Source organism: Flavobacterium fructosi (assembly GCF_042787335.1).
GTDB lineage: Bacteria > Bacteroidota > Bacteroidia > Flavobacteriales > Flavobacteriaceae > Flavobacterium > Flavobacterium fructosi.
On the sequence record NZ_JBHZQA010000001.1, the window covers coordinates 267,663 to 283,732 of the forward strand.

Here is a 16,070-nt window from a genome sequence, read left to right on the forward strand (position 1 = left end):
ACGAAAACCTCAAAATACTTACTAACTTTGCACCATGCAAATTGAGAAAAAAGACATACGAGCCTTATCAAAAGAACAATTACGTGAGTTTTTTGTGGCGAATAACGACAAATCCTTCCGTGGGAATCAAGTTTATGAATGGTTGTGGAGCAAAGGTGCGCACAGTTTTGATGATATGACTAATGTTTCTAAGGAAACACGTTCTATGCTTGAAGCGAACTTTGTGATTAATCATATCAAAGTTGATACCATGCAGCGAAGTGAAGATGGAACCGTCAAAAATGCGGTTCGTTTGCATGATGGATTAGTGGTAGAATCGGTTTTGATACCAACTAATACAAGAACAACTGCTTGCGTTTCCAGTCAAGTGGGTTGTAGTTTAGATTGTAACTTTTGCGCAACAGCGCGCTTAAAAAGAATGCGAAATCTGGAGCCAGCTGAAATTTACGATCAGGTGATTGCCATCGATAAAGAAAGTCGTTTGTATTACAATCATCCGCTGTCAAATATTGTTTTTATGGGAATGGGAGAACCGCTCATGAATTACAACAATGTGTTGAAAGCGATTGAAATGATTATTTCTCCGGAAGGTTTAGGAATGTCGCCAAAACGTATTATGGTTTCGACTTCGGGGGTGCCAAAAATGATTAAGAAACTCGCTGATGATGACGTAAAATTTAAACTGGCCGTTTCTCTTCATTCCGCAATAGATGAAATCCGTTCTCGAATCATGCCTTTCAGTGAAAATTTTCCTTTGGCAGATTTACGCGAATCATTAGAATATTGGTATAGAAAAACCAAAAGCAAAATCTCCTACGAATATGTAGTTTGGAAAGATATTAATGACAATAAAGCTTCGATAGATGCGTTGGTTAAATTCTGTAAATATGTGCCTTGTAAAGTTAATCTAATTGAATACAACCCAATTGATGATGGAGAATTCCAACAAGCTTCAGAAGAGTCAATAAATGAATATATAAAAGCGCTTGAAGCGAGTGGTATTGTAGTAAAAGTACGAAGAAGCCGCGGAAAAGATATTGATGCTGCCTGTGGGCAACTGGCCAATAAAGAAGCATAAAAAAGGAGTTCAATTTTGAACTCCTTTTTTTGTGCTGACACTTACTTGAATAATTATTGTTTTAATGTTTTTATTTCTGTTGCAATTGGATGATTCGCTTCAAAGGTATAGCCCATCACTTTAGCAATTGTTTGTGCAAATTGTTCTTGGTATACTTGTCCTTCCGTTTTTATTTCACCTTTAGCAGCTATCTCTGGGCCCACAGCGGCAAACCATATTTGGGAAGCTCCTTTAATCTTACTTCCATGGCTGGTCCATTCTGCCTTTATTTCATCTCCGCGGCCATGATCTGTTGTTATCAGTAAAGTGGTTTTGTTTTTATATTGTGGATCGTTTTGTACAAAATCCCATATCTGTTTTATCCAAGCATCCACTTGATGTGCAGCATCTAAATACGAACTGTAGCGCGCTCCGTGTGCCCATTCGTCAGTTTCACCGTAGGCGATATATAATACTTTGGGCTTCTTAGTTTTTAATTCTTCCAATGCTTCAAAATGTGTATAAACATCCAGACATTCTTCTTCATGAAACGGTTTGAAAGAGTTAGCCAGCATATCATTGATTAGTTTCTCTCTAACTGTGGGTTTCTTCCCCCCTATTTTATCAAATGCTGAAACTACAGGAAATCCGCTTCTTTTTTCATTTAGAATTCTATCAAATGCATCCCATGCGCCAAAAGCAGCTATTTTTCCCTTTAGTTTTGATTGCTGATTTAAGAATTCTAATACGTTTACATTTGGATTTGCTTTATAATGATTCGAATTTATTAAGGGATCTGCATATCCAGTCATTATTTCGCTGTAACCTGGGTAACTAAACCAGAATGGGTTTGCGTTATTTACTTTATTACCATAATTTCTGTTGCCGTACAGTTGTCCTTTTGAAGCGATAACTGACCACATGAAAGGCATTAGTTTTTGTCTTCGTTCCTTTGCGTCCGTACTCCAGTATTTAGTGTAGATATGTGTACTGTCGTCTTGATTAAATTTTTTGTCATTAGCAATTGATTCATCCATTCCATTAAAAACTTCTTGCCATCTAAAACCGTCTGTGGTAATAATGATGATGTTTTCTGTTTTTTGAGCATGGGTTAAAATACTGGTAAAAACGAGTGCGAATAAAATTATTTTTTTCATTTTGGATATTAAATAGCCAAAGTTAGAAGTGTAACTTTGGCATTGTTATTACTTGCTTTTTTAGTACTACTACTATTATTATTATTATTATTAAAAGTTATCCCACCACACTTTTACGTTAATGTTATCCCCGCCAATTTTTTGCATAGCGGCTGTATTGTTTTCCGCATTTATTGATTGTTCAATACTGGGATACATTATTCTTCTGGGTACTTTGCCATTGTTTTTTGCACCTGGACCCGCCTGGATAAAACTTGGTTTTCCCGTTCTTTTCCAGTCAAACCATGCTTCTACTCCAGTGTGGTATAAAGCCAGCCATTTTTGCGTGTATAATACGTCATTTGTTGGAGAGTAAGGAGCTATTACTGTTAAATAATTTGCTGGCATTGTTACATTCCATTGCGTAAATGATGCTTGAACCGCTATATTATAATATCCTTGTGCCGTTCCTGTCGAAATTATATTGCGCTGACTCGCTTCGGCTAACAAGAAGTTTAATTCACTATACGTCATAAATAGAGAAGTTATTTTTGTTTTAGTGTAAAAATAATCTTCAGTCCTTCTTGAATATTTTGTTGGTTCACCAATTTGATCTAGTGGAAGACCAGGTTGAACCCCTTTTTGATTGGTGGTTCCTGTAATTGGATCAATCCATTCTTTTAATCGAGGATCACTATTGTTTATTAATGTATTCACTAGGTGTGTGGAAGGCATAACGATATTATAGCCATATAGTCTATTTATTCCATTACTCATAGGTGATATATTTGGAAAGATACCAGAATACTTATAATCTGCATTATCGGTATTGGATTCAAATAACGGATAAGTTGCAGGGTTAGAAACGATGTCGTTTAATTTGGTGTTTACTGCCATTTTGTTAGAAACGCGCATTAGTAATCTAATGTGTAGTGAGTTACAAAATTTTTTCCATTTAAGCATGGAACCATTGAACAATATATCACCTTCAACTGGACTAGCCGTTTGTATAATAGAATTAGCTTTTGTTAGATTTTCAAATATCTTAGTGTAAATCTGTTCTTGAGAATCATATATGGGTTTCAAAATACCCTCTTCTCCTCTTGATGCCTCACTGTAAGGTACGTTTCCGTATGAATCTGTTATTACACTGATTACATATGATTCCAGAATTAAAGAAACTGCTTCGTAATTTTTATTGTCTGACGCAACTGCTTGTTTTCTAATATCATTGATGTCATTAAGCCATTTGTAGTTGTCCCAAAAACGGCCGTCAGCACCCCAGTTGTAAACATCAAGCTGATTGTATTCATAGTTTCCTCCATATTGGGCCACAATATCCCCAAAATCAAATGCATTCGACACGTTTTCATTTGCTAAATTGAAAATGATATTAGGCAAAAGTGTTTTTGGTTGCGCCAGTGTTGGCTGGTTTTTGTTGGTGTTTATTTCTTCAAAATTATCAGTGCAAGAAATGGAAACACATAGTAAGAGGACGAGTATTAGGATTTTTTTCATGATTATTTTTTTTAGAATGAAACGTTTAATTTAACACCATAATTTCTTGATGACGGAAGTTGCAGTACTTCAAATCCTGGCAGCAATGTTCCTCCACTGATGGATTGTGTTTCCGGATCTATGTTAGGAACTTTTGTCCAAAGTGCCAGATTGTTTCCTACTAAGCCAATACTAATATTTTGCATATTAGCAGCATTAATTAATTTTTTTGGGAATCTGTAATTCAAACTTACCTCACGTAATTTTACATAAGAAGCATCAAATGAGTTTGCTTCAATGTTATCTCTACGAAAAGCATTTGAATAATACCAGTTTTCCGCACTAATCACAGTAGTATTAGGACTGTAACTCCCATCAGTATTTTGTACAACACCTTGTCCTACTATTCCAGTTTCTCTACCGGGTAATGAAACAGCCAATATGCCACTTTCCATACCAATTGCATTAGTCATCGAGTAAATAGTTCCTCCATGTCTAACATCGAATAAGGCATTAAGAGTTATGTTTTTGAATCTTAAATTAGTAGAAAGTCCTAACATCCAGTCGGGGTTATAGTTTCCTGTTTTTTTGATTTTAGTGTCTAAAATTGGGGAACCAGTAGTATCATATACAACTTCACCATCAGGACTTCTTAAGTATCCTCTGCCATACATATCACCCATACGTTCTCCTACGCGGGCTTCTACAGTACCGCCATTAGGCCCCTGAGCAATGATATAACTATTTATTCCTTCCGTAAGTTCTTTTACAACCCCTCTATTTCGGCTAAAATTAGCATTGAGCGACCATTCTATATTTTCGCTTTTTACCGGGGTAATTCCTAAACCAATTTCAATACCTGTATTTTGAATTTTACCTGCATTAATTACATTAGAAGTCGATCCTGTTGCCTGTGAAATATCTAAACCTACGATCTGATTTTTAGAGTTTGTAATGTAATAACTCGCATCTAAAGTAATTCTTTTCTTAAAAAACTGTGCCTCAATACCCGCTTCGTAAGAGGTTGCGATTTCAGGTTTTAAATTGCTGTTTAAGATTGCGTTTGGATTTGTTAATGTACCTGCTAAAGCACCATTGGCATACGTTTTTACTAAACGATATGGATCAGTGTCGTTACCTACCGATGCAGCATTTAATCTAAATTTAAGGAAATCAATGTTTTTGTTCATTTCAAATACTGAAGAGGGAATGAAACTCAATGAGGCCGAAGGATAGAAATAAGAATTGTTGTTTGATGGTAGGGTTGAAGACCAGTCATTTCTTGCTGTCAAGTCTAAATATAAATAGTTTTTGTAACCAATATTCGCCATGCCATAAGTGCTATTGATGCGTTTTTTGTAAATATTTCTGGACTGCATAGGCATTACGTTAATGTTCTGTAAATTGTAAATGCCTGGAATACTAATTCCTTGTCCTTCAATTTTTCCTTCAGAAGTGTATTGATTCATTCGGTTTGCACCCAAAGAAAATTTTGTAGAGAAATCTCCAAATGTGCGATCATAAGAAAGCAAAGCATCAGCATTATATTCTGTAAAAGCAATGGTTTGTTCCCGATACATTCCTTGTGGATATCTCGACGATCCGATAGGTCTTCTTGACCAACGGAAATCATTAGAATTATCCATTCCCATTCGAACCATTAATGAAAGATTTTCATTAAAATCGTAAGTTGTGGCTATGTTACCAAATAAGCGTCCTTTTTTGAAGGCATTGCTATTTTCATTGGCAATTTTAAAAGGATTGTCTCCCCAGCTGAACATACTGTTTTGTTTTACATCTTTTACAATCCAGTACTCTTTAAGCCAGTCCAAGTCCACATTAGTATGGTTCCATAATAAGTTGTACATAATTCCCTGACTTCCATATCCAGTAACGGGGGTGTTGTCACTCCCGCTTTTTGTATAAGTTGCGACAGTTATTATTTTCCACTTATCAGAAATTTTATGATTTAGATTTAAATTGATATTGTCTCTTTTTAAATTGGAGTTGGGTACAATATCTTCACTGGTAGTTTTTCCGTAGCTTAAACGAAAATTCGTTCTCTCATCTGAGGCACTGAGGGAAACCGAATTCGAAATTGAATTTCCTTTTCTGAAAAAATCGTTCAAGTCATATCTAAATTGGAACGGAAGTATTTCTCCTTTTCCAACGGAGTATCCAGGACTTCCATTTTGTAAAATTGATAATCCGGCATCAAATCGGGGACCTAAATTAGTGTCAGCTCCAGGATCATAGGCCTGTTTTGATCCTGCTCCATAAACACCTTGTATTTCAGGAAGTCTTAACGCTTCACTTGTCATGTAAGAAGAAGAAATGGATATACCTAACCCTTTATTTTTCTTTCCTGATTTAGTAGTAATTACAATTACTCCATTTGCAGCTCTTGAGCCATATAAGGCTGATGCAGCAGCCCCTTTCAATACATTGACACTTTCTACATCTTCTTGATTTATTTCGGAAGCGCCATTTCCATAATCAGTTGGTAAATCACGTTGATTTGTTGGTCCTCCACCAACTCCGTAAGTAGTATTGTTGATAGGAATTCCGTCAATTACAAATAATGGGCCGTTGTTGTTGATATTTAATGATTTTTCGCCACGTATAACTACTCTTGAGGAACTTGTAATCCCATTTCCAGAACCTGTTATCTGTACCCCGGAAACTTTTCCGGATAAATTAGAAACAAAATTTGACGAGTTGACTTTATTTATATCATCTGATTTTAATTCTTGTGAAGCATAACCAAGTGCTCTTTTGTCTCTTTTAATTCCTAAAGCAGTTACCACAACTTCGCCCAGAGCTAGAGAATTATCTTCTAATACAACATTTATAGTAGTCGCACTAGTAATTAAAATTTCTCTTGATTTAAATCCCATAAAAGAGAATGATAATGTTTTTCCATTTTCGGCAGTTATACTATAATTCCCGTCTAAATCGGTCATGGAACCTGTTTTGAATCCTTTAACAATGACACTTGCTCCGGGTAATGGGAGCCCATTTGGGTCGTTTACTTTTCCAGTAATTTTCTTTGTTTGTCCGTTGATCAGATGCACAGAAAAAACAAGTAAAAGCAGCATTAATTTTTTTTCTAAAATTCTCATTTGTTTATTAAGTTATGTTTTCTAATGCAAACATAGTTTTGCAATCTCACGGTTGTGTTATGTTAACTTTAACAAAAATTAACTTGTAATTAAGAAAATAGTATCAGTATTATCTTTGTGTTTTTATTTTATTGTTTAAAAAATTAATTATTTTATTGATTGCATTTAAATTAGTTGTTAGACTATTTATTATTTGTTAAAAAATGTACCTTTGAAATCTAATGAATGTGACTTCCCAAATTAAACAGCCCATCTTTAACGAAATGGAACTTTTTGAAAAAAAGTTCTACGAATCGATGACTTCAAAAGTGGCGTTGCTCAACAGAATCACTTACTATATTGTTAACCGTAAAGGGAAACAAATGCGCCCCATGTTTGTTTTTTTAACTTCAAAAATGGTTTCCGAAGGAATCGTAAACGAAAGAACGTATCGTGGAGCTTGTGTTATAGAGCTAATTCATACCGCAACATTAGTGCATGATGATGTTGTAGATGACAGTAATCGTCGAAGAGGTTTTTTCTCTATAAATGCGCTTTGGAAAAATAAAATTGCCGTTCTAGTTGGTGATTATTTGTTGTCTAAAGGATTATTACTTTCCATTGATAATGGCGATTTCGATTTGCTTCGCATTATTTCAGTGGCCGTGCGCGAAATGAGTGAAGGCGAGTTGCTTCAAATAGAAAAAGCCCGAAGACTTGATATCACTGAAGATATATATTATGAAATCATTCGAAAAAAGACAGCAACACTTATTGCTGCCTGCTGCGCTCTTGGAGCAAAATCTGTTATCGAAGATGAGGTTCAGGTAGAAAACATGCGTAAATTTGGAGAACTCATCGGAATGGCTTTTCAAATAAAGGATGATTTATTTGATTATACTGATGAAGCCATTGGCAAACCAACAGGGATTGACATCAAAGAACAAAAAATGACTTTACCGCTTATTCATGTTTTGAATACGTGTACTTCCAAAGAAAAAAACTGGTTAATCAACTCCATTAAAAACCATAATAAAGATAAAAAACGCGTGAAAGAAGTTATTGCTTTTGTAAAAAACAATAATGGATTACTCTATGCGGAACAAAAAATGGTGGAATTTCAACAAGAAGCGCTTTTAATTCTGGATAATTATCCGCATTCTGATTTTAAAGAGGCACTGATTTTAATGGTCAATTACGTCATAGAAAGAAGAAAATAATTTTTTTTAAATATAATTGTCTCTCGTTAACTATTGATTTTCTTGATTTTTATAGTTTTCGAACGCTAATTTTTTTTTTTTAAAAATTACGGTGCAACCTTTTTGCCTTATTAATCGTCTATGTTAATAGAAACACTTTATAAAGATTTTGAAAGTAATCAACTTACATCAGGAGGAAAATGAATTGATCCAGTTAGCTGTCGAAAGTAATCGGCAGGCCCAACAAAAGATTTATACCCGCTTTTCTGCAAAAATGTTAGGTGTCTGCCGCCAATACGTAAAAGATATTCATCAGGCAGAAGATATCATGATTACTGCTTTTATGAAAGTGTTTACTGGTTTGAAAAATTTTCAACAAAAAGGAAGTTTTGAAGGTTGGATTAGAAGAATCATGGTAAACGAATGTATTTCTTTTATCAGGGTTCACAAAAAGATAAAGTACATTGACGATGAAGATTATTTTGAAGAAAGCTTCAATAATATTGAAAGCCAATTTTCAATTGATGATATGCAATTTTTGATAGACAGTTTGCCGGATGGCTATAAAATGGTTTTCAATTTATATGTTATCGAAGGCTTCAAACATCACGAAATTGCCAGTATGTTGGGTATTAATGAAGGAACATCAAAATCGCAATTGTCACACGCAAGAAAAATGTTGCAAGGGCAGATTATCAAGCTTAAAAATTACGAGTATGGAACGGAATAAAATAGAAACTCAGATTAAAGAGCAATTGAATTCTCGGGAGATTATGCCATCAGAAATGGCTTGGGCCAGACTCGATACAATGCTTACGGCTGCTGAAAAACCAAAGGTAAAGTTTCACTGGATGTATATCGCAGCAAGTATTTTAGGTTTTTTATTGGTTGGGACCGTTTATTTCAGTCAAAATGAAAAACAAAACAATGAAGTTGTGATTCAGAATTCGGGGATGAAAAATAATAGTAAGACGACCTTAAATCCGCTAAGTCCTTATTCTCATATGGAGCATACGGAAGATGTAGTTGGGCAAAATAATTTGGCTAAAGCTGAAAAAAAAGCAGTAGTAAAACCAACATCAATTCTCAGTAAAAATTATTCGAATCAAAATCAAGTATCAGACGTTTCAATCAATAATCAAAAACCAGTACAAAAATCAATCAAACAACAAATGAACACTGTTTCAGTTGACGAATTACTGGCAGCTGTTGAAAGTCTTTCGAAAGAGGAAAATCATTTGAATCAAAAACCAGTTGTACATGTAAATGCCAGTTATTTACTCCTGCAGGTTGATGGAGAATTAGAGCTTTCCTTTCGAGAGAAAGTAATCAATAAGGTAAGTAAGAATTACCAAACAGTAAAAGTAGCTTTGGCCAATCGCAACTTAGAATAAAAATCATCAATCATCTTTAAAATCAAAACACTATGAGAAATTTCACAATTTACTTAGCACTACTATTATGTCTTTTAGCCAGTAAAATGCTTGGGCAGGAAACATTTGAAAAACGGGCGAAAACTATTGCGTCAAAAATTGAAGCTATTACAAAAGAAGAAAAAGCGGCACTGAAAATCGAAGTTGAGGTCGTTAATCTTCAGTTAGAAAAAGGAACACTAACTAAGGAGCAAGCCGATTCTAAAAAACAACAGTTGGCACAGGCAAGGGCAACAATAATAGAGAATAAAGTTGCAATTGCTCAAGAAGAACTGAAAAATTTAGTGCAGGAGAAAGTGGATGGTAAAATTAAGGAGCAAGATTCTACAAAACGATACAGTTTTACTTTCCGTAAAAATAAAAATAGAGACAAAGATAAGGATAGTATTCAAAGTGAAAAGAGAACAACTTCTCAATTTGTACTTGCAGCAGGTGTGAATAATTTAATTACGGACAGCAAGTTAGAAGATTCGGATTATAGATTTCTAGGTTCGCATTTCTACGAATTGGGAGTTACCTATAACAGTAGAATTTTAAAGAATGAAAACCTTTTGCACGCTAAATACGGCTTGTCATTAATGTATAATAATCTTCGTCCTACAGAAAATCGTAGTTTTGCAGTAAAAGGCAATCAAACTAATTTAATTGTCAATGTGATAGATTTGAAAGACTCCCGTTTTAGAAATGTATATTTAGTGGCGCCAGTTCACCTAGAATTTGATTTTTCAGGTAACAGAGATACTGTAGGAAAACCTTTTTTTAGAACGCATAGTAGTTTCCGTTTGGGAATAGGGGGTTATGCGGGAATCAATTTGAAATCAAAACAAATCACTAAGTACGATGATACCGATCTAAAAGCTACGGAAAAAGTCAGAGGCGATTTCAATACTACTACTTTTATTTATGGTTTGAGCACTTATATTGGTTATAAAGAAACAAGCTTGTATCTGAAATACGATTTAAATCCTTTGTTTAAAGATAATGCAGTGAAACAAAACAATGTTTCCTTAGGAATGCGTTTCGATTTAAATTAAAATTTGTTAATTAGTTTTATTCTTTGAAAGCGCTTTGAAATAAGCGTTTTTTTTATTTTAGAGACAATTTAGTCAAGAATTGGGGTGTCGCATAAAGGCAGGAATATTTTAATACTTGTTCCTTCATTTTCTTTGGATACAATAGTGAAAATACCTTTTGATTTTTTTATAATAATCTTACTTAAAAAGAGCCCTAATCCTAGTCCTTGCTGCTCTCTTTCTTCTCGATTAAATTGTTGCGCAGCACCTATTTTATTTAATTCCTGTTCACTGAAGCCGATCCCAAAATCCCGAATCACTAATTCATAATATTCATTATTGAACTGTTCTCCAGAAACAATAATTACTTTGTTATTTGAAGAGAATTTTAAGGCATTGTCTATTAATTCAAAAAATATATATTGCAAATGCTCGCTATTGATTTTAATCGTCGCTTTGTCAATTTCAAAACTGATTCTTTTTTCTTGACCTTCATAAATTTTTAAAATTTTTTCTTTTGTTTTTAAAAATTCATTTAATATTTCAGCACTTGAATTAAGGTTAAATTCGATGGAGTTGTTTTTTAGATTTTGATAAAGAATTATATTTTGCATGGTTCTATTTAATCGCTCACCGGATATTTTAATCGATTCATAAAATGCGGATATCTCTTTTTTGTCAAGGTCTTTTGGATTTTCTATTAGAAGTTCAATCGGTCCTAAAATTCCATTTAGTGGTGTATTGATTTCATGTAAAAAAATCTTTTTTCTACCTGGATACAAATTATTGTAAGTATTCTTTATTTTTGAAAATCGTTCTATCTTTGATTCTATAATGGATGTTAATTCTTTTATTTTGAATGGTTTAGATATGAAATCGTCAACGCCATCCAATAGACACTTTCTCATTAGGTTGTGCTCTTTTTTTGCAGTCAAAAAAATAAAAGGTATTGAGTTTAAAGAATGGATATCTTTAATTATTCCATGTAATGTATAGCCATCCATAACCGGCATCATTATATCGCATATAATTAAGTCTGGTGTCCAATATTCTAATAAGTCTAATGCTTCTTGTCCATTGCATGCTGATTTGACGGTATAATTCTGATAGATAAGTAGCTCGCTAATAGTTTCTCTTAAATTTAATTCGTCATCAACTAAGAGAATTTTATTTTTGTTCATAAGGAAAAATTAATTTTATTGTTGTTCCAAAGTTTTCTTTAGTTTTTAATTCGATTCGTCCTTTTAAAAAATCTGTAAATTGTTTTACAATTGCTAGACCCAGGCCAGAACCAATTATGGTATTTGTATTTGAAGCTCTAAAAAAAGAGGTAAAGAGATATTGAGTTTCATTCTCAGGAATTCCAATTCCATAATCAATTACTTCTATTTCAATTTCTTTTTCTAAATAGGATATGATTATAAGTGGATTAGATTTACCGGCAGAGTATTTAAATGCATTGCTGATTAAGTTTGTTAAAATATGAGTCAATAAAGTTTCATCAGTATGCAGTACTTTTTTTTTACCCTTTATTATTATTTCAATTTTTTCTTCCTGCAGTGCTTTGTTAAAATAAGTATTGATTAATGTTTTAATATATATATTGAGATTAATTTTTTTAATTTCTTTTTTAATTTTTTTAGATTCATACTTCCCAAAAATTAAAATATTATTCATTAATTCAGTCATTCGGTCTACTTCTTTTTTTATTCTTGAAGTAATGTTTTCAATAGAACTAACTGTTTCTTTATTAAGATGATTTGTTTTAAGATCAATAAGTTCCGCGTTGGAATAGATAACAGTCAGTGGGGTCCTGAATTGATGGGACGCCATTGCGACAAATCGTGATTTCATTTCACTTAACTCTCTCTCTTTTTTGAGCGCAGTTTTTATTTTTTCTTCGGCTTTAATTCGTTCACTAACATCTCTGCTAGAAGTTTGAACTCCTACAACAACATTTTCCTCATTTAAAATATTTTTTGATGCGGTTTCTAACCAGATATATGTGTTGTCTTTCTTTCTGAATCTATAGGTTAATATTTTATGTTTAGAATACTGAATCCATTTTTTATACGCATCAAGGATACGCTTAAAATCGTCTGGATGTATAAAAGAAAAAGCTATTTTATCGAGCATTTCGTCAGGTTCATATCCGCATATTTCCTTTATAGAATTTGAAACATAGCGATAACTTCCATCAATATTATGTTGGCAAATTACATCAGAAGTATGATCAGCAATAAATTTAAATTTTTCTTCTGATATCTGTAATTGTATTTCTTTTTCTTTAATTTCATTAACATTTATATGGGTTCCTATGATTTTAATGGGTTTTCCACTATTGTCTTTTTTTATTAATCCATTATATTTTATCCAGATGAACTGTCCGTTTTTATGCTTTATTCTAAAGATACCTTCATAGTAGGCCGCTTTGTTTAAGATGTAATCTTCTAGCTCTTTTTCTAATCGGTCAATATCATCCAAATGGATGTTTTTTTTCCAGAAATCATGGGTATTAACTATTCCAGTAGTATTGTAGCCAATCATTTCAGCCCACTTATGAGAAATTGTAGTAGTAGCTGTTTTTAAATCTAATTCCCAAATAAAATATTGAGACCCTTGAATATAAAAATTAAAACATTCCAGATCATCACCTAGGTTGGCAAATATCTTATCGTGCTTTATTCTGATTCCGATATTTTTAGCTAATAAATGAAGCGAAACTATTTGATTGTTATCCCATTTTTTTTCATCGTTACAACTTTCGTAACCTATCCAACCACAGAGTTCCGAGTTCTCTAAAATAGGGGTGAATAAATAGGATTGAACATTGCGGTCCTTCATAATTCTGGAAAAAGACGCGTTATTACAATCTTTTACGCAACCGTATATGGGTTCATCATTGGATAATTTAGCGAGGATTTCAGAAAATTCATTGCAAATTTCTCTTTTTAGGTTTGAATTGTTCAGGAAAGGGCTTATGCCAATATTACACCATTCGTAACAATAATTGATAGAATCTTTTTCTATTTTTAGGATATAACATCTGTCAACTTCATGACTTTCACCTAACACTTCAATGCAAGTATTTAGGGAAACTTCAACTGAAGGTCCTTTTAAAAGAACATGATTAGCAATAGAAATTCCCAATAAATGATTTTTCATTGTTGTGATCGTAGGCGTTGTGAAAAAGTTGTTTGTTTATTTATTTCTTGTTAAAAGTATTTTAATTAAATTTTTTAATGGATTTAATTACTGATAGTTTAAAATAAAATAAGGTTTTATTAAAATAGAAATTGTTAGTTTAGTACAATGGGAAAACACAAATTAAAAATAGTTTTAATCGAAGATGATTTAGCTTTAGGAAGCTCAATTTTAGAATTATTGATTGTGAGTGATTTTGAAGTAAAATGGCTAAAAGATGGAGGAGAAGCTTTACTATATTTTCAAAAAAACATTCCGGATGTCATTATAAGTGATTTAATGATGCCTATTATGGGGGGAGAAGAGCTGTTTTTAAAAATCAAGAACAGTACTAAATTTAAAACCATTCCGTTTATTATAATTACGGCTAATATGGATGATGATATAAAATTAAGACAGTTAGAAAATGGAGTAAATGATTTTATAATGAAACCCTTTAAAGTAAAGGAATTGATTTACAAAATAAAAAATGTGATTGAACTTAAAAAAAATATAGAAAAGAAATATATTCCTGATCCGTTTTCAAAAGTTACTATTAAATTATCTGAAAAAGATTTTTTAAGCTCGTTAAATGAAGTTCTTGTTAAACATTTAAAATCAAAAATTGATATGAATGAATTGTCAAGTAAGCTTTTTATAAGTAAATCAACATTAGATAAAAGAATGAGGAAACTCACTAATAAAAATGCCAGTCAGTACATAAGAGAGTTTAAATTAGAATATGCTATTAAACTCATTGATTTAGGAGAAAGAAATGTACAATATTTAGTTGATGAAACGGGATTTAACTCGTTCTCTTATTTTTCTACCAGCTTTAAATCATATCTTAAAGTAACTCCTCGTGATTATATAAAATCAATCCAAAATGAAAAACAATCGTTGCTTTAAAATTTTATAAAGATAATCGGATTAAATAATTTAAAATCATAAAAAAAACACTTTCCTATAGTGTTTTTTTTATGATTTTAAATTATTGACTTTTTTCTTTCAATCAGAAGTACTAAATAAATAAATTCTAAACAAATAGCTTATTTTTAAAAAAAAATGTAATGTTTGGAATTTTAAATGAAACTTAAAATAAGACCGTCTCAATCCGATTGGGATGATTTAAACGGATTGTTTCCTGAGAATAAGGAAACAGTAACAGAAAATAACATAGTAGTTATGTTTAGTCTCTTTGTTATTGGAATTGGATTAATTGTAGTTGTTGTCTTTATTGTGGGAATTTCTCTTTAGCTAAGATTATAGACTATTTACTTAAATACTATTAAAAAGTAAAGGTTTGCTTTTTATGAATTATGATGAACTAATTAAATTTCTTTTAGGATTAAATTATTAGTATTTATTTTTAAGCTATAACTAAAAAAGGACTTTATCACAAATTGACAATATAATTTTACAATAGGTTTTGGATTATCCTTATCAGGCAGCTTGCTTAATTGGTTATTGGGGGCAATAAACTGAAATTTGATAGAGGTAAGCTGTTTTGGTAAGATTCTTTAAATTTAATTTAAGACATATGACTGCAAATTGCACAAATACAACAAAAAGCGAAAAAGTTTTAGAGGAGAATTCATTTTTTATAATTTCAGAATCGAAAGTAACTTTTAAAAATTATCATGCTGTAATTATCTTAAATCAAATTTCAAATACTAGATTAATAAAAAAAAGAGATTTTACAGCCAATATTATAGTACTAGTATTTTCAGTTTTATTTTATGTAATGGTTTTACAACCTTTATATTTAAGTACTATAGTCGAATCTTTAATTTTGGCATTAATTCTAATTTCTGTAGGGAGTTGCATAGAAAATTATTCTTATAAATTACTGATAAATAAAACGGATTATGATTTTAACGAAATAATCGTCAGTAAAAAAAATCTCAACTTTGCCAAAATATTTCTTTCTAAATTTCCAGCTTCTACACTATCACTATTAAAAACCGGAGTGAAACAGGAATGTGAATTTGATTACCAGGACTTAAAAAACGAGGTAGCATAATAATAAATAAAAAATTATGTTAAATAAAAAATTTATTAATTACTGATTTAGTGGTGTTGGCTAATGTTAATTGTAATTCAATGATATTTTTTAATTCTTTAAAAATAAATGGCTTTTTTAAGTATCCTTTAATTCCTAAATTGTTACCTTTTTCTTGATCTTTAAGTTCTATTCTGGCAGTAAGAAAGATTACAGGGATATTAGAGTAGTCAGAAATTTTGTGCTTTTCCATAAAACCATATCCGTCAAGAATAGGCATCATAATGTCACAGAGGATAACATCAGGTATAAATCTCTCTACTTTTTGTAATCCGTCCATTCCGTCTTGAGCATCAAGGACATCATAACCCGCATATGACAGTAATTCACAAATAGTTTCTCTCAGTCTTACTTCGTCGTCAATAATTAATATTTTAGCCATCGTTTTT

General features: G+C 32.1%; 14 protein-coding genes. 8 read left to right on the forward strand and 6 right to left on the reverse strand.

Going from position 1 to position 16,070, the window contains the following annotated elements; genetic code table 11:
* Window positions 1-34 precede the first annotated feature (34 nt).
* Window positions 35-1,078 (forward strand): dual-specificity RNA methyltransferase RlmN, encoded by a 1,044-nt coding sequence (gene rlmN / locus ACFX5D_RS01170; protein ID WP_379856445.1) that lies wholly within the window; start codon window positions 35-37, stop codon window positions 1,076-1,078.
* Between the two features lie 53 nt (window positions 1,079-1,131).
* On the opposite strand, the gene ACFX5D_RS01175 is transcribed toward rlmN, so the two are convergent.
* From ACFX5D_RS01175 to ACFX5D_RS01185, 3 genes are all read right to left on the reverse strand, one after another.
* Window positions 1,132-2,214 carry a phosphoglyceromutase gene (locus tag ACFX5D_RS01175; protein ID WP_379856446.1) on the reverse strand — a complete coding sequence of 361 codons (1,083 nt, stop codon included), beginning with the start codon at window positions 2,212-2,214 and terminating at the stop codon, window positions 1,132-1,134.
* Between the two features lie 90 nt (window positions 2,215-2,304).
* Window positions 2,305-3,711, reverse strand: a complete 1,407-nt coding sequence (locus ACFX5D_RS01180) for a SusD/RagB family nutrient-binding outer membrane lipoprotein (protein WP_379856447.1) — start codon at window positions 3,709-3,711, stop codon at window positions 2,305-2,307.
* An 11-nt stretch (window positions 3,712-3,722) separates the two neighbouring features.
* Window positions 3,723-6,812 (reverse strand): SusC/RagA family TonB-linked outer membrane protein, encoded by a 3,090-nt coding sequence (locus ACFX5D_RS01185; protein WP_379856448.1) that lies wholly within the window; start codon window positions 6,810-6,812, stop codon window positions 3,723-3,725.
* A gap of 221 nt (window positions 6,813-7,033) precedes the next feature.
* Between ACFX5D_RS01185 and ACFX5D_RS01190 the strand changes: the two genes are divergently transcribed.
* From ACFX5D_RS01190 to ACFX5D_RS01205, 4 genes are all read left to right on the forward strand, one after another.
* Window positions 7,034-8,011 carry a polyprenyl synthetase family protein gene (locus ACFX5D_RS01190; protein ID WP_379856449.1) on the forward strand — a complete coding sequence of 326 codons (978 nt, stop codon included), beginning with the start codon at window positions 7,034-7,036 and terminating at the stop codon, window positions 8,009-8,011.
* 148 nt (window positions 8,012-8,159) lie between these two features.
* Entirely contained in the window at window positions 8,160-8,720 is a 561-nt protein-coding gene (locus tag ACFX5D_RS01195; RefSeq protein WP_379856450.1) for an RNA polymerase sigma factor, read from the forward strand.
* Complete coding sequence (locus ACFX5D_RS01200) at window positions 8,707-9,384, forward strand: hypothetical protein (RefSeq protein WP_379856451.1); 678 nt, start codon at window positions 8,707-8,709, stop codon at window positions 9,382-9,384. Before ACFX5D_RS01195 ends, ACFX5D_RS01200 begins: the two co-directional genes overlap by 14 nt.
* Before the next feature lie 32 nt (window positions 9,385-9,416).
* Window positions 9,417-10,457, forward strand: coding sequence for a TolC family protein (locus ACFX5D_RS01205; RefSeq protein ID WP_379856452.1), 1,041 nt, complete (start codon window positions 9,417-9,419; stop codon window positions 10,455-10,457).
* 68 nt (window positions 10,458-10,525) lie between these two features.
* Here the strand turns inward: ACFX5D_RS01205 and ACFX5D_RS01210 are convergent, their stop codons facing one another.
* Entirely contained in the window at window positions 10,526-11,617 is a 1,092-nt protein-coding gene (locus ACFX5D_RS01210) for an ATP-binding response regulator (protein WP_379856453.1), read from the reverse strand.
* The gene (locus ACFX5D_RS01215) at window positions 11,604-13,601 is read right to left on the reverse strand and encodes a PAS domain-containing protein (RefSeq protein WP_379856454.1); all 1,998 of its coding nucleotides are present in this window, start codon (window positions 13,599-13,601) and stop codon (window positions 11,604-11,606) included. The genes ACFX5D_RS01210 and ACFX5D_RS01215 overlap by 14 nt, the downstream gene beginning before the upstream one ends.
* 147 nt (window positions 13,602-13,748) lie before the next feature.
* On the opposite strand from ACFX5D_RS01215, the gene ACFX5D_RS01220 reads away from it, so the two are divergent.
* The 3 genes from ACFX5D_RS01220 (at window position 13,749) to ACFX5D_RS01230 (ending at window position 15,642) form a co-directional block, all read left to right on the forward strand.
* Entirely contained in the window at window positions 13,749-14,528 is a 780-nt protein-coding gene (locus ACFX5D_RS01220; RefSeq protein WP_379856455.1) for a response regulator transcription factor, read from the forward strand.
* Between the two features lie 177 nt (window positions 14,529-14,705).
* Complete coding sequence (locus ACFX5D_RS01225) at window positions 14,706-14,876, forward strand: hypothetical protein (RefSeq protein ID WP_379856456.1); 171 nt, start codon at window positions 14,706-14,708, stop codon at window positions 14,874-14,876.
* Window positions 14,877-15,159: 283 nt separating this feature from the next.
* On the forward strand, window positions 15,160-15,642 hold the full coding sequence (locus ACFX5D_RS01230; protein WP_379856457.1) for a hypothetical protein: 483 nt from the start codon (window positions 15,160-15,162) through the stop codon (window positions 15,640-15,642).
* Between the two features lie 19 nt (window positions 15,643-15,661).
* On the opposite strand, the gene ACFX5D_RS01235 is transcribed toward ACFX5D_RS01230, so the two are convergent.
* Window positions 15,662-16,063, reverse strand: a complete 402-nt coding sequence (locus ACFX5D_RS01235) for a response regulator transcription factor (protein WP_379856458.1) — start codon at window positions 16,061-16,063, stop codon at window positions 15,662-15,664.
* Window positions 16,064-16,070 lie beyond the last annotated feature (7 nt).